Origin of the sequence: Pedobacter nototheniae (assembly GCF_032678625.1) — a bacterium.
Taxonomy (GTDB): Bacteria; Bacteroidota; Bacteroidia; order Sphingobacteriales; family Sphingobacteriaceae; genus Pedobacter; species Pedobacter nototheniae_A.
The window spans coordinates 233,918-255,171 of sequence record NZ_JAVTSO010000004.1; the positions used below are offsets into that span (position 1 = coordinate 233,918).

The following is a 21,254-nucleotide window of genomic DNA, read 5'->3' on the forward strand; positions in this document are numbered from 1 at the left end:
ACGCAGTGTATCAAAACAAAAAAACCTGACTAAAATAGTCAGGTTTTATATTATTGTTTAAAAAAATGAGTTTTATTGCTGGTTATATTCCGATGCCCAGGTGGTACTTTCGTCTTCTCCTTTATGTCCATCTAATTTAACCACAAAACTTTTCGCAGGAAAATAAGGCGTAATGTGAATGTCTAAATGAATCCTGTCTTTTTGTTGTTCATCGCGTTCAAAACGCATAATTTTAAACCTTTCAATCAAACGTTCAGGTCCCTGGATGCCATCTAAAAATTTAACAATCTGACCGCGTAAATCTTTCTCGGTTTTAGAAGTCCAATTTTCGAAAGCTCTTCTGTTTAAGAAATCGAATAGTACTTTGGTTACATAATCGAATACCCGAACAACTGAATAGGTTTGTAAACCAATGTTATCGCCATTAAATAATGTTTTAGCGGAGAAAGCCATTACCTTGCCATATTCATTTACCATGGGCACTAAGCCCACACGTTCTAAGTGAGAAATTTCGCTTTTTTTAAGGTCAAATTTAACACCATCTACTTCGTTAATGGCTCCATGTTTTTTACCTGCAGTAACCTGCGACATTAAGGTATAGTACATTTTACCCGCAAGTGCCGCTGAACCTGGAACGGTTAGGTCTTCTTCTTCGCCCACTTCGGCTACTTTACCTCTTCCTACCAGCCAGTTACAGGTCATAATTACATTGGAACGAAAGGCATCAGCTCCTGTGAAATTTGCAGCAGTAAATAAATCTAAAACATCATCCGGCTGATCCAGATCGGCAAAATCTGTAACCAACATTGCCTTATTGTTGTGTGCTATTTTACCCCAGCGTTCCAATACCTTATTCGAACCCATGTAACCCGGAACAACCATTATAGAATAGTTATTACGTAGATCCAGGCGGTCGTAATTTTGTTTAAGTTCATCATCCACAAAATCAATAAAACGAGGATTGTCCAGGTCTTTAACCTGATCCATTGATGCATTTAAAAGCACCACATTTTTCAATTTATCAGATTCTGTGTTTTTATAAAACAAATGAACCGAACGGTAGGCCTGCTCCAGTTCTCTTGAAGCTTCCAATGCATTGGCTACATTTTTATTCAGGTTTTCTTCTGCTGCACTTAATTTTTCGGTACTTTTTTCAACCATTTCAGCAACTGAATTGGAAGACTCCAGTACATCGATCCAAAGCTGAATTTTCTTTTTCAGTTCTTCACGTTCTTTCTTCTTTTCATCTCCTGTTAAAAAGATTTGTTTTCTGGCTTTTCGTTCAGGGTTTAAATTCTGAAGTCCGTCAACGGTAGATTCTAACAAATCAAATCCGCCAACCCTGGCCAATTTTTCCAGGTTATCTTTTAATTGGGTTTTTTCTATAGTTTTGGTCTCTGCCTGCTTAAAGCCTGCCTGAGGGTTATCCTGGTTCGCTTGAGATTCTTGTAAACTTGACATAGTTTAAATTTTAGGTCGTTAATTATTTATTTTGCTCCAATTCATCCACAAAATTCTTTAAAGCGCTAATGAAGGCTGTTTTCGTTTCTTCATCATCAAGGGTTGCTTTTAAAGTTTTGTTAGATTTTAATTGCTTAATTACATTCAATGACATCTCGCGTTCGATGTTTACATTGGTTAAGTAATTACTCTGGTTAACGATATTTTTTACGCCAAAATCACTAAGGTCTTTAAAGTTTAGGGTTTCACCAATAGTGCCCCCGTCTTGCTTTTCGAATGCGACCTTAACGCTGGGTTTATAATGTTCAAATACTTCGCGAACAGTTTTCAATCCTTCTACCTTTTCTGGTTTTATTGGTTCGTTATCCGTTAATTTTTGTACAAACAGCGTTTTATTGTAGGCAATATCTGCGAAGGCTTCTGAGGTATCGATTTTGCGCTCATTTCCTCCAATTTCATAATTAAACATAGTATGGTCGATTTTTAGATTTTAATTTATAACTTATAATGATATAGTACTTAACGTTTTATTCCAAATTTTGTTCCAAAACAACATTTTCTGCATTTAAAATGTTCCACTCCAGCTTATCTTCCTGCGGGTGTTTGCTCACTTTTATTTTTGAACCCTTTTTAAGCTGCCCTGAAATAATGTATTTGGAAATAGGCCTCCGTAATAAGTTTCTGATAACTGCAGACAACTGCCGTGCACCATATTTAGGTGTAAAACCATCCAGTGCAATCATTTTTTTAGCATCCTCTTCAATTTCAAACTCTATACCCAGTTTATTTAAGGAATCGATAAGGCTTTTCAACTGGATTTCAAAAATGCGGACAACGTTGCTTTCATTTATCGGAGCAAAAGGAACAATTTCTGAAATACGGGCTAAAAACTCCGGTCTGAAATGTCCGGCCATCACTTCCATCAACTGATTTGATACCGGGATAATGCCTTTGCTAATTTGTTCAGCAATCCACTCGCTACCAATATTGGACGTAAAAAGAATTAATGAGTTGCTGAAATCGCCTTCCTTTCCTAAACGATCGTGCATGTGGCCTTCATCTAAAATTTGCAAAAAAGTATCAAATACCGAAGGGTGTGCTTTTTCAATTTCATCAAAAAGCAATACAGAATAAGGTTGTTGTCTGATTTTATTAACCAGCAGTCCACCTTCTTCGTATCCTACGTATCCTGGAGGCGCTCCATAAAGTAAGGCAGCACTATGTTCTTCCTTAAATTCAGACATATCAAAGCGGATCATCGCTTTTTCATCATTAAAAAGAAATTCAGCTATTGATTTGGCCAGTTCTGTTTTACCGGTTCCGGTTGGGCCAAGCAAGAAAAAGGAACCAATGGGTTGCCCTTTTTTGTTCAGTCCGCTTCTGGATTCCAAAATGGCATCTGAAACCGCTTTTAAAGCCTGGTCCTGACCTACCACCCTCTTTTTAAGGTATTGCTCCATGTTCAGGAGTTTTTCTTTTTCTCCAGCCTGTAGTTTCCCCATTGGGATGCCGGTTTTATACGAAACGATGGAGGCTATGTCCTGTTTGGTAATGACATCACTTTTTTCTGCTGCATACTTTTTTAAATCGCCAAAGCTATTTTTTAAATAAGCATCAAACTCTTCGGCTGATTCAAAAGCATCGGTTTGGGTTTCGTCTGTTAAACGGCCGAGCAATACCGGGCTTAATTTATTCTGAAGTAACGCATAAAGCCATTTATAATCTGCAAATCGTTGCACCTCATCCAATTCGGCATTGTTCTGTAAGGCTGTAAATTCTTCTTCCAAACCTTCAATTACCTTGTTGGAGGTATCGTTCATCATCTTCATGGCCGCCATGGTTCTGTCTAGCAAATCAAAGGCCGAATCAGGCAAGCGCCTGTCTTTCATATATCGTTTCGCCAGGCGTACACACTCGGTTAAGGCATCTTTTTCAATGCCCAAAAGGTGATGTTCCTCATATTTTACCGCCAATTTCTCAAGCATTTTAATCGTGCTTTCTTCATTGGGTTCGTTTACCTGCAATACTTCAAAACGACGGCTAAATGCTTGCTCGGGTTCTATAATTTTACGGTATTCATCAATGGTTGTAGCCCCGATAACTGTAATTTCGCCCCTGGCAAGTTCAGGCTTCAACAAATTGCCGATTCCGGCGCCTACAGGGCCTTTGCTATCTAAAAGCGTATGGATTTCATCAATAAAAAGAACTGCTTTCTCAAACTGTTTAATTTCTTTAATGATATTTTTCAAACGGTCCTCCACTTCGCCCTTGTAAGATGCACCGGCAATCAGTGAGCCCAAATCAAGTTCAAAAAGCTGAACGGTTTTTAGGCTTTCCGGTACATCCTGATTAACAATATCAAGTGCAAATCCATCTACCAAGGCTGTTTTCCCAACGCCGGCATCACCAGTTAAAATTACATTTGGTTTTGTTCTTCTGCAAAGAATCTCCATCATCATCCGTGTTTCTTTATCACGACCAATAATGGCATCTGTTTTACCATCGCGAACCAACTGTAACCGATCTATGCAATATTTAAACAACGCATTTCCGGTACCCTTACTTTCTTTTGTACTGGCATTTTTCTCGGGCATTACGGCCCTGTTTATTTCTTCATCCTTAACATAAAGATCTAAAATCTCCCTTTCTTTTATGGGAAATGATTTTAACTGATCTGGTTGAAATCCTACTCCAGGCTTTGCTAATGCAGTTAAAACACAAACTGGTGTAATTAAATCAAGTCCCAGTTTAATACGTACATGATCAGCTTCGTCAAAAACCACAGCAATTTCCGGTGCACCTGTAACGGTATCGTTAAAATTTGATGATTTTTCTATTTCATCAATTCTCACTTCTGCCCATTCGCTTATATATTCTTCATCCTTCCCTATCGAGGTTAAAAATGAACGCAGGCCAACATCCTTATGCATAAGCCCTTTAAGCAGGTGTGCTGCAGAAAATTCAGCATTCCTATATTCCTTTGCTAAGGATTGCGCAATATGGACTGCGGTTTTTACTGATTCGCTAAGATTTGTGATAGCCATAATCCTAATTGATTTTTGGCATAATTGCCTGGTTAAAATTATTTTCGGTAATGAAATAGTAGGTTTTTCCGTTCGATAAAAACTGCTGTTCTATTTGCGTGGCACGTTTAATTTGCTGTACAGATTGGTTTAACAACTTAATATAGGCTTCAAATTGCTCTAAAGGCATTTTTGAATTGTTTTTTAAATCCCCAACTGTATATTGGGTAAGCATTTCATTACTTACAGGCAAACCGGTAACCAGTTTAATATAGTTAGCTAAGGTCATTGCTCTAACGTTACTGGTTGACATATTCATGCCTAAAAGTTGTTTCGGCAATTTAGCATAGTTTTTTACCAGTTTACTTCTGAAAGAGGATTGATCCTGTTGCAGATTTTCGCCAAGCATGATTGAGAATACATCTACAATTTGCTTGTACTCCATATTATTTAATACGATTGCGTATTGTAATGCAGTGTGGTTATTTTTTACGGCATCGGCAGATAAGTTTGCTGTAGAATAATATTTAAAAGCATTATGGGGCATATGATCTGCTACTTCCTCTCCAACAGGTGGCGGAAGCATCGCTTCAACATCCGGTGCTAAGTTTTTGCGGGAAATACCGGTTAACCTAAAGGCACTGTCAAGCGAACTAATTTGTGTATAAATATCTATATTGGTTTGCTTTACAAAACGACGCAAGGCAACAGTCATACTCTGATTTGAGTTTACTGTACCTTTTGTTGGAAAAACTACCCCGCCCTGTATTAAACTATTTGTTGGATAATCCAAATAGTAAGAAATAGAATCCTGCAAACTGGTGTTATAAGGCTGGAAATTTTTTAAACCTTCACCTTTAACGGTCGTATTTTTCCGGTACTCAGCCGTGCGAATAGCTGATTCGGACACCAATTTACGTGATTCGATGACGAAATTATTAAATGACTGATCAAAATCGCTGTAAACCTGAAGGGCAAGTATTCTGGCGTCTGTTTGAGCAACCTGCTCACTTAACTGATTAATCAATGTATTATTTGCACCACCGGTATTACCGGTACTACCCACCAAAATAATCAGGTTGGTTTCATCCTTTTTCTTTTTAAAAAGATTTAAGCCTGCACTTATGGCTGCAAACACAGGCTGATTAACTACCTCCCCGTTGCACTTATCCGTATTTTTTGCCTGGTTGCCTAAAAAGGCCATAAGCTCACGATAATCTCCCTGAATGTTGTTTACAAAAATACCTGGTACAGAGCAGCCATTGTTACCTCTATACACCACACCACCGTAACTTACATTGGTTCCTTTTCCAAAATCGTTTAAAGCACTTTCGAAAGAAGATATGGTATTGGTCATTCCTGAAAAATACTTCATCATGGCACTGCCTCCATCCACTACGAAAACAACATTAACCTTGCGTTTATTCTTACGCAGATTCAGGTAATCCTGGTAGGAAAGCCATGAACCGTTTATGGTTAATAACTTATTGTCCTTTTTATTATAAACATCATTTGCGATTCCTATAGAGTAGCTTCCTTCATTATCTGCAATAATTGGGACACTCCTTAAAATTATATTTTCTCTTTGCAAAAGTGGGTCTATCACAAAATTCTGACCACCGCCAAGGCCATTTCTAATCGCCAAAGCAGTAGAATCATCCACATCATAATTACCTGGTTTTACCGAAGTAATGTATAATCTATCTCCCCAGTTATGAATGGCATCAGCAGAAACCCATCCATAAATACTTTTTAAAGCTGTATCTGCAATCAGCTGATCGTCAGAGCCGATTAGGTATTTTTTACCATCTTCAGATTTTTTAAAGATATAGGCAATTTCGTGCAAACGTATTTTTGTTCTTCTATCCTTAAGTTCGGGTGTATTGTATACTAATATAGAATCGGTGGTATCGTAATAAAATTTAGATTCTGTTAAAGGGTTTTTACCATTGATAATACCGATTGCTTTTTCGGCATAACCCGTTTTTTGGTTAGAGAAAGAACGCTGCCATAAAAGCAATTTAGATTTCGGAATCCAGCCGTAACTGATGGCGCTTTTTTTATCGTTTATCTTTCTTCCCCTAATCATTCCCGCTTTATATTTTATGAGCTTTAAGTATCCGTTTTCTTCTTTAGATACATAAAAAGGTTCCATAAAACTCAATTTTTTCATAATCAAACTTCCACCGGGAGCGGTAGTTGTATAATTATCATCCCGATCTGAAAATACTATCCAGGGCAAGCTGCTGCTGCTGGTACTTTCGTTAACATTTATGGTTTCTGATGGCTTTTCGTAAGTTTTAGGCATGTATTTAACCTTTTTCCCGAAAGATGCAGGCGATTGCGCCTGTGCGGTAAATATCCCTAAGAACAGAATGCAGAGAACAGAATATCTTTTCATAGTATTTTATGTTGAGCTTTTAATTTAATAATTGGTTCTTTAGGTTAATTTATTGGGCTTTAACAGCACTTTCAGCAGGTGCAGGCTGAGCTGGCTGGGTTGCTGAAGAATGTTGTTTGATGTTGAGCAGGTTGGCACAGGTAGAATTTGGTTTAATACTGAGTTGCGCCTCATCAATCGCGATTTCGCCTCCAAAGGTTAATCCCATACAATAAGAATAAATATCGGTTTGTTTTTTCTTCCCGTTCATTTCTACGTTTACGGCAACCTTTTCGTTGCTGCACATATACTTATTGATTAAATAATAATAGTTTGAATTGAAATCGGCCCCATTTGCAATGGCCTGTAGTCGTGCCCTAATGTCATCAATGGTTTTACGTTCGCCATCTCCAGGAGCAACAAGATCCTGTACAATTTCTGCATTGGGATCGGTAATAAATATGGTATGGTATACCGGGCGTGGACTTTTATCTGTTCTAAGGCGAACAATGTATTTTCCTGGTGCCCTGTATGTATAAAGAGCTGTTTTCCCTTTAACATCTACCCGGCCGGTTTCGCCAAAGGACCATTCGAAATTTTTACCTTCTCCATCTCCCTCCAGCCTTACTTCCTCATTAATTACACCGGCGGTGGGGCCGCTGATGGTTAACACGCTATCTATAATGGCTCTAACTGTATCGCGTACATTTACCGGAAATTGTTCCCTAAGTTCTCCGTCTACAGTTAATCGTATAATATAAGAGCCCGGTTTAGTATAATGATAAGAACCGGTTTGAGTTGCAGATTTATCACCATTTCCAAATTCCCAGCTCCATTTGGTGGCTTTATTAGTATTATCGGTATAAACTAAATCTTCATTTAAATAAATCTCATCTTTCAAAATCCGGGCATCTACGGCCCTTTTTTCAAAGAGTGAACTTTTGAATAGAAAAATAAGGCCACTTAAAAGCAGTACAGCTAATAAAATATACAGTATAACGTAGCCTTGTGAATTTGAACTTACTTGCTTGGTGTTTGAGTCAGACATGATTAGCGTTTTAGGTTGATTTTTAGTTTTTTATCTTTGTGTAGACATGGTTTGCTGCAGTTGTCGCCGAGAGATCACGCAGTCATCGAGGTTTCTCTTTAATCCTTCAATATCCCTCAGGTTTCCTTTCATTTCCTGCTTATCGTAAAACAGAATATCGTATAACTGCGAGGTTTGTATAAAGGTTTTATACCTGGAATCTGAAGCCTTCCTTTCATAAGCAGATTTAATGGAATTTAATGAATTCTGAATGTCACTTTTCAAAAAAACAGCTTGTACATTTGGGTCAAAGCGTATAATTTGTTTATAGGTAGTATCAATAGTAGGCATGGTTTCTTTCACCATATCTTCAAATGCTTCATTTTCGCTTATTTTAAGCTCAAGTTCTGTTTTAGAAATTTGATAAGGTGATTTTGGACTGTAGAAAATACCGAAACCAAGTAAGCCAACGGCAAGCACAAACAGGCCTGTGAAAAATAGAAACTGTTCTCTTCTTTCTTTTAAACTAAGTTTTATCATAATAGTAATTTAACGGCCAAAGCGGCCACTGCGAATCCTGGTAACTGCTGAACGGTTTGCTTTTAAACAGTTATCTAACTGATCCCGATAACTTTCAATACTATATCTGCTGGTAAATAAAGAATCCTGCAGGTTAGCCATAGTGGCTACATTATTGTTCATTTTTTCGTACAGCTTAAAACTAATGCTCGAAACTGGCTTTTTATCTATTAATGATTTTATCTTATTGTTGGCATTTTGAATGTCTTCCAGCAGAATGCTTTGTTTACTCAATTCATCTGCATTATAAGTACGGTAGCGGGAAAGCTCTTTGAAGCGAAGCAATACAAGATCGAAGTTGACATTGATCTCTTTTCTAAGGGAGGAGAGTTTTTCTGTTTCTTTAACTTTTTGATCAAGCAATTCGTATTCCCGATTTGATGCATTAAAAAATAAAAAGATGCAAAGAATTGAAAAAGCGGTAAGAAAGATAAAATTAAGAATAAAAATAGTGTAAGATCTTTTGATCTCGAGCGCGTTAATGGATTTCATATTGTTTATATTGGTTTATTCACATACTCTTTGGTTACTAAATGATTAATCTAAACCCACCAATCCACAAAAAATCTCTAAAGATTAATCCTGTTCTATAACAATTTACACTTTCTGTTGTTTGAGTACAAAAAGGTTTTTTTTATTAATATTAATTATAATTTTAACAAACTTTAAGCCAAAAGCCTGTGTCAGATTTTTTTTACAATAAACCCTTCCGTTTTGACAACATTTTCAGGGGTGTTGATTTTCAAGCTACTGACTTTGGAAAATCGATTTCAAACCACCTGGAGTTGATCATTTTTACGCGTTATGGGGAAAACAGGCACAACCATGATTACGGGTGTGAAATCTGGGACCTGGACTTTGAACTTATCGTTAGTGAGAGCATGTGGGAGGAGAAATTCCGTAAATCCTTACTAAAATCAATAACCAAATACGAGTCCCGAATTTATCAAACAGAGGTAGAAGTTAGAATTGCTGAGGTAGAAAACGTTTACCCTTTAAGAAAGATTACCGAGATTAAAAAAAAGGTTGATATTAGTGTTCGTGGTTTAATAACGACCACAGGTGAAAAATATTTTTTTAATATCGCTTTGTTCCTCAGCCCTCTATCTACATAAAAATTAACGACCATTATACTCTACACATGAAACCAGTTTTTTATTCGTCAAAAGAAGAAATCCGGAATAGAATTTTAAAAAATGCTGAAGATTTCTGGAGCATTAAGGATAGTAACGAATTTGATCCGCTCGTAAAATTAATTCTTGAGGCGATAAGCAACGAACTTTTTAATATCGCCAACGATGTAAAAAATCTGGAGAACCGAATTTTTGATAAAATAAGCAGAATTTTAGCGCCTGATCATTTAACATCTGCTTTGCCTGCACACGCTATTGTACATGCCTGGCCTATTGAACAGCAAGATTCCATCTCTCCTTTCACCCATTTTTCAGTAAAAAAGAACAACCTGCAACAGGATGATGCCAATACGGCAAATAAAAAAACCGACATATTCTTTAGTCCTTTACAAACGGTTAAACTTCAAAAAGCGGAGATAAAATACGTGGTTACCGGAAATTCTATTCAAAAAGTCGAATTTCTTAATAAAACTCCGTTATTTAATGCCATCCCCGGCTTTACTGTTGAAAAAAATACCATTTACATTGGATTAAGCGGAATTAACGATTGGATGGATTTTAATAAGTTAAATTTCTTTTTCGATTGGAAAAACTATGCGGTGCCCGAACATATTTACGATCTGCTTTCGCTCGGGAAATGGTCATTTCAGGAAAACAATATTACTGCATACACGGAACGGTTTATGGATGAGCCCGTTTCCGGACAAACACAAGCACCTTTCCATCATAAACGGCTGCTTAATTTAATCAAGGCTGATGTGTTGCAGTTTTACAGCAACAGGTTTATTACCCTGGGCGATTTAAATGATTTTAAGGTTACTGAAGACCAACGTTGGCCCGCTATTTTTTCAACGGTTTTTCAGCAGGAAAATTTAAATCAGCTTGACAAAGTGAACTGGCTAAAAGTAGTTTTTCCTGCAGCCATTACACAAGATATGTTAAATGAGCTGCATATTTTTATAAATGCTTTCCCGGTTGTAAATAAAAAACTAACCCAAATTAAACATCGCCTTAAAACGATGAACAATGTTGTACCTATAAAAACCGAAGATCTGGAACAGATTTTAGCGGTAGAAAGTTTAAAAGATAATAAGGGCAAGGGTTACAATGAAATTCCTTACACCAACGAAAATGAAAAAGGTGACGGCTCATTTTCTATACGTTACGGAGGCACTGAACGGTTTGACACCCGAAATGCAAAGGAGCTTATGGAATATCTTTTTGAGTTATTGAGGGATGAAAAGGCGGCTTTTTCTGCCTATGGCCCTGACTTTTTAACCAATGCTTTAAAAAATCTGGAACAAAATATTGCCTTGATTGAACAAAAAAGCAGAACGGTTTTAAAATCTATAAAAGAATTGCCCAGCTACGTTATTGTTAAACCCTTAGATGATGCGGATATTGTTTTTCTTGACATTTGGGTAACGCAAAGCGAAGATGCCAATAAAATTGGTACTGGTAGTAAACTGTCGGTACACGACAACCAAAAATTAGTAGCTGATCGTGTTTTTCTGTTAACGCAAACCAAAGGCGGGCGTTCTAAGTTAAATGCGGTGAACCGGGTACAGGCTTATAAATATGGATTAACCACCGGCGATAAGGTGATTACAAAGGCTGATGTAATTAACTTTTGTAAATTTGAACTGGGAGACAACGTTAAAAATATAATCCTCGCCAAAGGATTGGTCATGGATTCGAAACCAAACTCGGGTTTTATTAAAACAACAGACATTATTATTGACCCCGCAGAGGGCAGTAAATTATCCAGACAAGACTGGGATGAACTGCTGGCGCTTACACTATCTAAACTTAAATTACGCAGCATTATGAACGTACATTATAGAATACAGCTTAAAGCGGCAACCTACAACGTACTTAGTTAAAATTATAAATATACGGTATAGCCAAGGTAATTACTTTCCGAATCGGTGTGCAGAAAGCTTTCCTGAAAATTTGTTGCCGTAAGCAATTCAATACTAACTTCGGCATCAACGGGAATAAGATAGCTAATGGCCATATCCATGATTATCCTGTTTTTTTGTTCTGGCATAAATTCAATGAGGTCGTGTGGCGAGGTTGGCCCAATATGAACGGTTAAACGGCTATGATCAGACATAAAATTATTACCTATAATGGTATCAATACCTAAAGCACTTTTACCAAGTTGCATTTGTAAATCTTCTGCAATGGCCATTGGTTTTATGGTGCTCGATGTGTCTGTAATTTCCACGGGCACATTAAAAAGCGCGGTTAAAATCATTGATATAAAGCCAATATCATTTCTTTTCTTCTGAATTTCGGGCAACAAATGCATCCAAATAATACTCTGTTCCTTATTAAGTAAACTAAATTCGTTCCATCCGTATTGAAAAATCTGGCTTAAATGTGTATAGGTCGTTTTTTTATCGAGCTTATTTTCATACAGTTCGGTTAACAGGCGGGCATGATTCAATTCTACATCAAAAGGGCTAAAAAACAATCTGGCTTGCTTTTCTTCTTCCCTCCTTTCCCGAATATCTTTCATCATGCCTTCTTCGTCCAGGTCTGCATTACCCCTCGGTGGACGATGGAAAAGTCCTTCAGGCAGCATATCATACAAACCTTCCCGGTTGGTGTTGATCCGGATTCTTTCCTGTCTTCTTTTTTCTGAATAATAGGTCGAAATTCCCTCTATATCCTTGGCAAAAGCTCTTTTATCGGCACCAAGAGGAACTACCTCAATCTGGTCAGCATCTGCAATGTTGCGCTCAATAAGGTCTGCAGCCTGGGCCACTGCCTTGTAATCTGTAAAAATCTCGTTACTAATTAGCGTTCTTTTTTTCATTTAAACATTAAGCTTGCTTCTTTGTTATAGGTTTAACTTTTTATTATCAAACAAATTAATCATTTTAACCAAGTACTAAAGATACTATATTTGTAATTACATTATATCTAATTTTAACAATGGACGTTCAATCATTATTTATCCGTTACCTCTTATTTCCTTTAATTTTCCTGGTTTCTACAGTGGTGCTCTCCGTCATCAATAAAAAGAACCAATTTTTAAACAACAAAAAACTTATCGTAAGTGTTCTGCTTATCGGTATTATTTTGGCAATTCCAGGTTTTTTAGGCTTTCTTAATTTTAGTTTTATGCCGTGGGGATACATCATTTGCTGTATTTTCTATCTTTTATCCGGCACCCTTTATGTTTATTTATTAACCAGGTACTATGCGGAGCCGCTTTTAGAAAGAAAGGTTTTCATTTTTTTTGCAACGCTTATCTCCACTTTGCTTTCGGTTTATCTTTATCAACTGGCATTTAACTGGTTAAGCGATGTGGCCTTTGGCTGGTGGGGCGCAGGCAGCATTATTTGTTTTTTTGTACCACTTATTTTTTGGTGGGCTTATGTTTCATTGCTCAATATCCCATCAGAAATTTACAAAATATGGCAGTATCCGGTAACACCACTGGATATTAATATGGACCATGTGGATTTCGACAAATTGCTGGTTTTAGAACTGGAGCTTTACAAAAAAAGTATTGATCCAGAACCCTTAAAAGTAAAGGTTAAAGCACCTGAAAACATGAATTTTGGCATTTGGTTTCATAAATTTATTGATGATTACAACCTAAAATTTGCCCGAAATCCGATTGAATTCAGGGATGAAGACCAGGATGGTTATAGATGGATTTTCTTTATTAAGACTTCATTCTTTAAGCGTAATATTTTTATTGATCCCGATTTGGACATTACAGAAAACGGTATTTCGGAGAAAATGACTATCTATGCAAAGCGCGTATCAGAAAATGTAAATAAATCTACTGAAGCAGGCGAAAATGCTATATATATCTAACCAGTTAAACCCTCTTTTATGATTAAGCCTTTAAAATATAAATCGATAAACTGGATCAATGGAATGAAACTTTCCAGCGACCATTTTACTGCAAGCGATCTTTATTTACAAGATTTTGTGCGGGATGCGGTATCGCTTAACATCAATAATAGCAATTACGGTTTTTTACCGCCACTTATTGGTTACAACAGTTCTCATGATATCGAAATCCTGGAAAAGGCCACCAACCATATCGAAATTAGGGTTAAACACTGTAATGCAATTACCCCAGAAGGCTGCCACATAGATATTGTACAGAGCGATGCCATGGATAATTTAATGCACAGCCATTATTTTGGACAGTCTGAGCCCCGTAATTATGCAATTCTTTTAGTGGTAAACCCATTTAACCGGGTTCCTGCAGGCACTCCAGATCCAGAAGAAAGTCCTTTAAGGTATCCTGAACTGGCGAAAGCATATAGTATAGTTGTTTTGCCCGAAAATGAGGTTGCCAGCCAAATGCCTGATAATTATTTTCTAATGATTGGACAGGTTTACCATGAGAACGGCAGGTTAACGATTAATAAAAGTTACATTCCACCCAGTTCTACCGTTACCAGCCATCCTACATTAATTCGTTATTACGAAACTTTTAATGTTTTGCTTAATGATTTGCAATTGGCTTCTTTTAAAATTATTGATAAAACCGGTGGCCGGGATAACATTACCCCTTTAGGCAAAAACATACGCTTAATTTCAGAAAAGATTGTTGGCTTTATTGCCGGCATTTTCTATGAATACAGAAATGTTGCCCATAGAGAATCGCCAGTCGTTTTAGTTGGCTATTTTTCTACCCTGGCGCACGTTTTTTTCACAGCGGTAAAACTTATCGACCCTAAAGAACGGGAAGAGTTACTGAAATACTTTTACGAGTGGAAAGATGTTACGCCTGGTAATTTTGAAGAATTATTAGCCAAAACGATAGAACTGGTGTACGACCATAAACAGATCAATCAATCTATGACTACGGTAAATGATTTTCTAAGCGTACTTATTGCCCTTTGGAATAAATTGAGTGGATTGGAATACATCGGTCAGCGTAAGGAAAATATTGTGGTTGCCGAGCAACAGGTGGTACAGCAGGTACAGGCCCGTAAAACGTGGACCTTGCTTGATTAAAAGGTATTTCCCGGTGTAAATTTTATAATGAAGCTATACCTTTTAAACCAGGTATAGCTTTTTATTATTGAACTGAAAAATTAATTCTGTGAGAGTATTTGGCTAACACTTTTAGAAAGAATATTAATATCAAAAGGTTTGGTAAAATTTCTTATTGCCCTGCTGGGAATGTCATCAAACTGAGCCTCTAATATTGCAGATATCAGTATAACGGGAATAAAACTCAATTCCGCATGTTCAGCCATTAAATTACACAAATCGCGCCCATCAGCATTAGGAAGCCTAATATCCATAATAACCAAATCGGGTTTATACGATAAAGCAATATCAAAAAAATCGAGGTCCTCATATAATACTTTCACCTCGTAACCATCCTCGCGCAATACCTGAGCAACCATATCCGCGTTTGATTGGTAATCCTCAACAACAAGTATTCTTTTTTGCGTCATTTTTTTAGAGCTTACTTGCCTAAATTTAATCAAAAAATTTAATTTATATATGCTTTAAAGAAATACATTTTGAACCTTGGTGTTGAACTAATACGCTTCCAAGTATTGACCGGAGCTATTCTTATTTCCCCTGTTTTATTTTTAGGGCGTAGCAAACGGCAACAATGAATAATAAACAGCCTGTTAATCCCAAAGCAAGCGGCAACGAAAAATGATAGGCCACAAATCCAAGCAAAGCGGGACCAGCCAGTTGTCCGGCGTACCCCATAGTACTTATTGCTGGGATAGAAATCGATGTTGGAACTCCTTTTATCTTTCCTCCTTCGCTAAAAAACACCGGAACAATATTTGCCGCACCAATTCCAAGTAAAACAAAACCCAATAAAGTTGTTTGCAACCATGGAAGACTTACTGCAATAAATATTCCGAAAGCAGCAAGAAGACCGCCGCCTACAACAACTGTCTTACCGCTCAACCGTTCCACAATTCGGTCGCCTAAAAGCCTCATAAGTGCCATTGCTATTGAAAATGCAGCATAACCAATCCCAGCCAGTTCAGGCCCTACAGATCTGTTTTCTTTCAGAAATAAAGCGCTCCAATCCAACATTGCTCCTTCTGAAAGAAATACGGCAAAACAGGCAAAACCAAGAAAAATTACACTAAAATTTAGCCACACCCACCGGGATGATTGTTGAACATTTTCTTCTTTAATATCTTTCTCGATACTTTCCTTTTCAATCGCTTTCGTAAACAAGGTTGGAAAATTAAAAACCAGAATGACAATTAAAAGCACTGAAATGGCAATAGCTGCCGCAAGTGGCTGAAGCCCCATTTTAATTAAGATACCGAGGCCTAAAGAACCAAATAATCCGCCAACACTAAATAAACCGTGGAGTGAGGACATAATGGGCTTTCCATATTTGTTCTGAACATGAATTCCATGAGAATTCATCGCAACATCTATCGTTCCAACACCTGCACCGAATATAAATAAGGTTATGCCCATTGAAATTGGTTCGGGCATAATTAATAAAAATGGTAATGAGATTGCCGCCACTAAACCCGAAACCAGAATTACGATGCGTGTTCCGTATTTGTGCGTGAGGTAACCACTAACGGGCATCATAACAATAGCTCCAAGACCCAGAAGCAAAAGTAGCAAACCTAAATTGGCATCATTAAGTCCCAGCCTATGTTTCGCGATGGGTACCATTGGTGCCCAGCTTGAAATTGCCAGTCCGCAAACAAGAAAAATTGCTTGCGTTGAGTATTTAGCTTTAATTGTTATTTTTTCATTATTCATTCTGCAAATTATGCCAATAATATGCAAATTTGCAAATTATAGCAAAACATAAATATTAATTATTGATTAAAAAAATATACTGATGACGAATCCTAACAAATGCGCTTAAGCGAGTTTTAAAGTAAAATAAAATGTAGAACCCGTCCCTAACTCACTTTCCACCCAGATTTCTCCTTGGTGACGGGCGATAATTTCTGCACTTAGATACAGTCCTATTCCAAATCCGGCGATATATTTTGTACTCACCTCTTCTACCCGGTAATAACGATCAAATAAAAGTGCAGTATGTTTGGTACCTATCCCAATTCCTTCATCCTTTACGCTTACAACTGCATAACCATCTTTCTGAATACAGGCAATATAAATTGAAGTTCCTGCCGAAGAATACTTAACTGCATTGCTAATAAGATTATTGATAACATGCCCTATCTTGTCCACATCTGCATTTACGAAGGTTTTTTCAACCGGTGCAAAAATAATTTCATGGGTAGCGTGGGTCATTTTAACTTCGTGTTCCAACTCAGCCAATAAGGAGGCCATATCGAACTGCTCAATATCAATGGAAATTTTTCCGGATTCCAATCTCGAAATATTCAAGAAGCCATTGATCATCTTGGTCATCTTTTTAGCCTGGGTTTCTGCTTTTATCATTGCTCCAGCTAAAAATTCATCACCTTTTTTCGACAACTGCATCTTCGTGAGCTGAATCAGTGCAATCATTGATGTTAAAGGTGTTTTAAGTTCGTGACTAACCATTCCGATGAAATCGTTTTTACGGATTTCATCTTTTTGCCTTTCGGATATATCTCTCGCAATTTTTGATGCTCCGGTAACCTGGCCGCTGTCATCATAAATTGGCGAAACCGTTAATGAAATAGGCACCTCCTTTCCGTCTTTCGTTATTCTGATGGTTTCAAAATGATCTATTTTTTTACCCGCCTTCACTTGCCCTATAATGTAATCTTCTTCACTTAGTCTTGAGGATGGGATAATCAGTGAAATATGCTGGCCTATGGCCTCTGATTCTGAATAGCCAAACATTCGCTCCGCTGCAGGATTCCAGCTGGTGATGATTCCCTGAAGGGTTTTACTTAAAATAGTATCGTCTGTTGAACTTACAATTGAAGCAAGACGGGCATTCTTTTCAGCATTATCTTTGAGCTGGTCTTCATATTTTTTTTGTTCAGTGATGTCGGTAATTGCCCCTGAGAAAAACTGTTGCTCTGGTTTTGCATGATTGTCTATTTTGCCTACAGCGCGTATCCAGCGGACAATATCATTATGGAATCCTTTGATCTGAAATTCCATCTGAAAATCTGTGCCTTGGCTGATGGCCACTTCAATTTGGGAACCAACCGTTTCCCGATACGGTAGAACCACACATTCCATAACATCTGTATAAGAAACCTCGTCTTCAAGGTAATAGCCAAAAAGTGTTTTAAAACGCTGGGATGTAATGAGCTGATTGTTTACTGAATTATAGCTGAAAGTACCAATATCGGCAGCATCGATGGCAAACCGCAAAAGTTGTTCAGTTTTTTGAAGTTCTGCCCGGCTCCGTTCTATCTCATTACGGGTTTGAACATTTGAGGTTACTTCAATAACAAATGCTAAAATGCCGTCAATATGTTCATCTTCATCCAGGCGTGCCTGATAAATAAAATCAAAATAACGATCTTCAAGTGGTCCTCCATCTGTTCTGGCCAGCGGCACTAATAATTCTCGCCCCTCAAAAGTTTTACCTGTTTGATAAACATTTTGCAAAAGGTCCCAAACGGGTTCACCTTTAATTTCGGGTAAGGCCGTTAATATCGGGTTATTTAAGAGCTTTCGCCCTGAAAAGAATTGCTGGTACAAAGGATTAACCAACTCAAAAACCATATCCTCGCCACCCAAAATACAGATGCCGGCAGGAGCCTGCATAAAAAATCGTTCCAGGCGTTGCTTTTCCAACCGAAACTTACCTTCACTAGTCCCAAGCTCTTTTAAACTTTGTTCTAATGTATGCTGGGTTTTGAAAAGTTGTTCGTTGGTCGCTTCAAGTTCTTCGTTCGACGCTGCAAGCTCTTCGTTTATGCCCTGAAGTTTTCCGGCCAGCTTTTCCAACAACCTACGGGATTCGACTTTCTCTGTTACATCATTCGACATTACCAGGACGCCAGTTCTTTTACCGTCTTTATCCGTTAAAGCTTGATAAGAATAATCAACAAAAGTGGTATTGGTTTCTCCATTTTTAGAAACTAACCTAACGGGGTGTTCTTTTTCAAAAATGCTTATGCCAGTAAGCAGCACTTGTTTTAACTGGACTGGAAATGCCTGATCTGCAAGTTCAGGAAGTGCCGTTAATAAAGGTTTACCAATAACCTCCTCGGCCGTTTTTTGCCAGTAAGCAAGATTGGAAGGATTGGTTCTTTCAATTACAAAATCCTCCCCGATCAATACGGTAATACTGGCAGGCAACTGATTAATGACCTGATCAAGCCGGGCTTCGCTCGCTTCTATTTCAGTATTTTGCGTTTGAAGTACTTTCCTGGCCAAGACCTTATCTGTTACTTCTGTAGCAACAATCATAATACCCGTTACATCGCCTCCTACGTTCCGCATCGGCTCATAAACAAAATCTACAAAAACTGTTTCTGGAATGCCATTTCTAACGAGCAAAATCTCATGCTCTTTAGCTTTATAGGTTTCGCCGGTAGATATCACCTCATCAGTAACGGGTTCATAAATTGCTTTAGCTTCTATATTTACTTCCCAGTATGGAATGGTATAGAAAGGCTCACGTTGTTTACCAATAATTTCCAGGAAAACATCATTCACTTCTTCCACAAAAAGTGGAGATCCACTAACCAGGCACATACCAACGGGTGCCTGTAATATCATTTGTCTAATGTTTTGCTGATCAATGGCCAACGCCTCATTTTTGGCTTTTAAATCGCCATTCAAGCTTAAAATTTCTTTCCGAGCAGTTACCTGCGCCGTATTTTCAAAGGCCCAAACAGCTACTTTCTTTACAATGCCCAGGCCATCTTTTACTGGTTTATAAACAAAGTTTACAAAAATATTTTCCGAACGACCCTGGCGAAGCAGTACGATTTCGGCCTCCTCTGCAAAATAAGTAATGCCACTTTTTATTACATCTGCCAAAGCTTTCTCATAATAAGGTCGGGCTTCGGCAAAAACATCCCAATAAAACTGACCAAATATGGCGCCATATGGTTTTCCTGCAATTTCAACGAATTTTTCATTCACAATTTCGCTAACCAAGGTATCTGCATTGAGTATACAAATACCGATTGGGGCGTTATTTACCGCATCCTTTAAAAGTTGATCATTGGAAAATTGCATAGGGCGTTTCTAAAATATTTTGTCGTAAAAATCATTATAAAATATACAAACACCAAATCTTAAAACATAGTTTAGAAATTCGAAAAATTCCGAACAAATGCAGTTGACTTATGTAAAGCCTACTCATTGATCAGCATAATCTTTTTGAAGTAAGAGACAGGCAGGTATTGCGGTAATGAAGGATATGTTCTATATTGGAATTACAAAAATTTAATATTATTAGGGTTATAGACCAAATAGCTTTCTAAGCTCTAAAACATTCAGCATAAATGACCATGATTAATAAAAAGATACTCCAAAATGCTAATGAAGCAATTGCTGCAGGCGATTATGAAAAGTTTCTATCGTTCTGTACTGATGATACCAACTGGATATTTGTTGGTGACCAGACCTTAAAAGGCAAAGAAGCGGTAAGAGCTTACTTTAAAACGGCTTACATCGAACCACCAAAATTTATGGTTGAAACCCTGATTGAAGAAGGCGAATTTGTAACTGCGGTAGGCAAGATCAGTATGAAGGATAAAGATGGAAAAATGGTAGACTTTAATTACTGCGATGTTTGGAAATTTCGGGATGGCAAGCTATTTGAATTACAGGCTTTCGTAATTTAACTAAACTCAATTATAATCTTTTTCAAACACACGAACCAGAAAGTTTTTTGTTTTGACAAAAATGATATAACATCCGCTTAGGCCAAAAACCTATATTGTCAAACCCATTTTAAATCAAAAATTCATTTTTGAAATCGAAATGTAGTGTAAAAGAAAATCAAAAAAACAGGTGCGCTTACCGCAACACCTGTTAAAAAAACATAGGTAATAGAATTCGTTTTTAGTACATACTCTACCTTATTGTGAGTTTGTTGTAACTTCCAGCATCGGCGAATAGTTATAATAATTTCCCGTGTTTATTGTTCTGCCACCGCCGCGAACATAATACAGGGTAGATGGTTTTAATTGTCCAATTGTATAATCGTAACTGGTGATTGTTACTACAGCATTATCAATTGCTTCGGTATTGGTTAATCCTCTATCGCCAATGTAATTATTTACATCAACCGTGTTAAAAGGCGCTGCTACGGCTAATATCCGCGCAATTTTCTGTGTATTTTGCGCAGGTAGCGCAACTTTTACCCTTACCGTAATGCTGGTACTTGTTTTACTAAGCACTTCGCAGGTTACAGTTAAATAAGGAACCACTTTTATATCGAGTTTTGTTGATCCGCTTACCTGCACATTTAAGGTATCAAAATAAAAAAACGGGCCTGTAGGCACTACCTTATAATTACCGCTAAACATAAAGCCCCGGTTATAACTTCCATCTGGATGCAATGCCGTTTGTATGGCAGATGGTTTAGCGTAATCGGTTTGGAAAAGCTGGAGGTACCCCCCGCTTACATTGGTTTGCTGCGGTATATTTTTACCGGTTGCAGCATCTACTATATTGCCCGAAAGTTCTGCATCAGGCGATTCGTAATTGTCTTTTTTACAGGCACTAACCAATGCCACCAGTAAAAAAGAAAGGAATATGAATATTTTTTTCATGTGTCTGTAATT

The 21,254-nt window shown here is 37.6% G+C and carries 17 protein-coding genes; 5 read left to right on the plus strand and 12 right to left on the minus strand.

Translation table 11 applies throughout. The annotated features are described in order from the left end of the window. Positions 1 to 72: 72 nt before the first annotated feature. From R2Q77_RS13770 to R2Q77_RS13800, 7 genes are read right to left on the minus strand one after another with little or no spacing between them, the layout of a single operon-like run. Complete coding sequence (locus R2Q77_RS13770) at positions 73 to 1,461, minus strand: DUF5458 family protein (RefSeq protein ID WP_316804307.1); 1,389 nt, start codon at positions 1,459 to 1,461, stop codon at positions 73 to 75. 22 nt (positions 1,462 to 1,483) lie between these two features. Next, entirely contained in the window at positions 1,484 to 1,930 is a 447-nt protein-coding gene (locus R2Q77_RS13775) for a hypothetical protein (protein WP_316804308.1), read from the minus strand. A gap of 58 nt (positions 1,931 to 1,988) precedes the next feature. Beyond that, on the minus strand, positions 1,989 to 4,505 hold the full coding sequence (locus R2Q77_RS13780) for an ATP-dependent Clp protease ATP-binding subunit (protein ID WP_316804309.1): 2,517 nt from the start codon (positions 4,503 to 4,505) through the stop codon (positions 1,989 to 1,991). A gap of 4 nt (positions 4,506 to 4,509) precedes the next feature. Further along, on the minus strand, positions 4,510 to 6,885 hold the full coding sequence (gene tssR / locus R2Q77_RS13785; protein WP_316804310.1) for a type VI secretion system protein TssR domain-containing protein: 2,376 nt from the start codon (positions 6,883 to 6,885) through the stop codon (positions 4,510 to 4,512). 49 nt (positions 6,886 to 6,934) lie between these two features. After that, positions 6,935 to 7,912, minus strand: coding sequence for a PKD domain-containing protein (locus tag R2Q77_RS13790; RefSeq protein ID WP_316804311.1), 978 nt, complete (start codon positions 7,910 to 7,912; stop codon positions 6,935 to 6,937). A gap of 30 nt (positions 7,913 to 7,942) precedes the next feature. Next, positions 7,943 to 8,431 (minus strand): type VI secretion system transmembrane protein TssO, encoded by a 489-nt coding sequence (locus R2Q77_RS13795; protein ID WP_316804312.1) that lies wholly within the window; start codon positions 8,429 to 8,431, stop codon positions 7,943 to 7,945. A gap of 9 nt (positions 8,432 to 8,440) precedes the next feature. Continuing rightward, a complete protein-coding gene (locus R2Q77_RS13800) occupies positions 8,441 to 8,962 on the minus strand; it encodes a hypothetical protein (protein WP_316804313.1) in 522 nt (173 codons plus the stop codon). 188 nt (positions 8,963 to 9,150) lie between these two features. Between R2Q77_RS13800 and R2Q77_RS13805 the strand changes: the two genes are divergently transcribed. Both R2Q77_RS13805 and R2Q77_RS13810 read left to right on the plus strand, forming a co-directional pair. Beyond that, positions 9,151 to 9,585, plus strand: a complete 435-nt coding sequence (locus R2Q77_RS13805) for a GPW/gp25 family protein (protein WP_316804314.1) — start codon at positions 9,151 to 9,153, stop codon at positions 9,583 to 9,585. Between the two features lie 26 nt (positions 9,586 to 9,611). Beyond that, positions 9,612 to 11,486, plus strand: coding sequence for a type VI secretion system baseplate subunit TssF (locus R2Q77_RS13810; RefSeq protein WP_316804315.1), 1,875 nt, complete (start codon positions 9,612 to 9,614; stop codon positions 11,484 to 11,486). A gap of 2 nt (positions 11,487 to 11,488) precedes the next feature. On the opposite strand, the gene R2Q77_RS13815 is transcribed toward R2Q77_RS13810, so the two are convergent. Beyond that, positions 11,489 to 12,427, minus strand: coding sequence for a type VI secretion system baseplate subunit TssG (locus R2Q77_RS13815; protein WP_316804316.1), 939 nt, complete (start codon positions 12,425 to 12,427; stop codon positions 11,489 to 11,491). Positions 12,428 to 12,546: 119 nt separating this feature from the next. Here R2Q77_RS13815 and R2Q77_RS13820 point away from each other — a divergent pair, with 119 nt between their 5' ends. Next, a complete protein-coding gene (locus R2Q77_RS13820; RefSeq protein WP_316804317.1) occupies positions 12,547 to 13,440 on the plus strand; it encodes a TssN family type VI secretion system protein in 894 nt (297 codons plus the stop codon). Between the two features lie 18 nt (positions 13,441 to 13,458). Further along, positions 13,459 to 14,598 (plus strand): hypothetical protein, encoded by a 1,140-nt coding sequence (locus R2Q77_RS13825; RefSeq protein WP_316804318.1) that lies wholly within the window; start codon positions 13,459 to 13,461, stop codon positions 14,596 to 14,598. 80 nt (positions 14,599 to 14,678) lie between these two features. Here the strand turns inward: R2Q77_RS13825 and R2Q77_RS13830 are convergent, their stop codons facing one another. The 3 genes from R2Q77_RS13830 to R2Q77_RS13840 form a co-directional block, all read right to left on the minus strand. Then, positions 14,679 to 15,047, minus strand: coding sequence for a PleD family two-component system response regulator (locus R2Q77_RS13830; protein ID WP_316804319.1), 369 nt, complete (start codon positions 15,045 to 15,047; stop codon positions 14,679 to 14,681). Between the two features lie 121 nt (positions 15,048 to 15,168). Then, on the minus strand, positions 15,169 to 16,350 hold the full coding sequence (locus R2Q77_RS13835) for an MFS transporter (protein ID WP_316804320.1): 1,182 nt from the start codon (positions 16,348 to 16,350) through the stop codon (positions 15,169 to 15,171). A 105-nt stretch (positions 16,351 to 16,455) separates the two neighbouring features. Next, entirely contained in the window at positions 16,456 to 19,698 is a 3,243-nt protein-coding gene (locus tag R2Q77_RS13840) for a PAS domain S-box protein (RefSeq protein ID WP_316804321.1), read from the minus strand. Positions 19,699 to 19,973: 275 nt separating this feature from the next. Here R2Q77_RS13840 and R2Q77_RS13845 point away from each other — a divergent pair, with 275 nt between their 5' ends. Further along, the gene (locus tag R2Q77_RS13845) at positions 19,974 to 20,309 is read left to right on the plus strand and encodes a nuclear transport factor 2 family protein (RefSeq protein ID WP_316804322.1); all 336 of its coding nucleotides are present in this window, start codon (positions 19,974 to 19,976) and stop codon (positions 20,307 to 20,309) included. Positions 20,310 to 20,546: 237 nt separating this feature from the next. Here R2Q77_RS13845 and R2Q77_RS13850 read toward each other — a convergent pair whose 3' ends face one another. Beyond that, positions 20,547 to 21,242, minus strand: a complete 696-nt coding sequence (locus R2Q77_RS13850) for a DUF3823 domain-containing protein (RefSeq protein ID WP_316804323.1) — start codon at positions 21,240 to 21,242, stop codon at positions 20,547 to 20,549. Between the last annotated feature and the right edge of the window lie 12 nt (positions 21,243 to 21,254).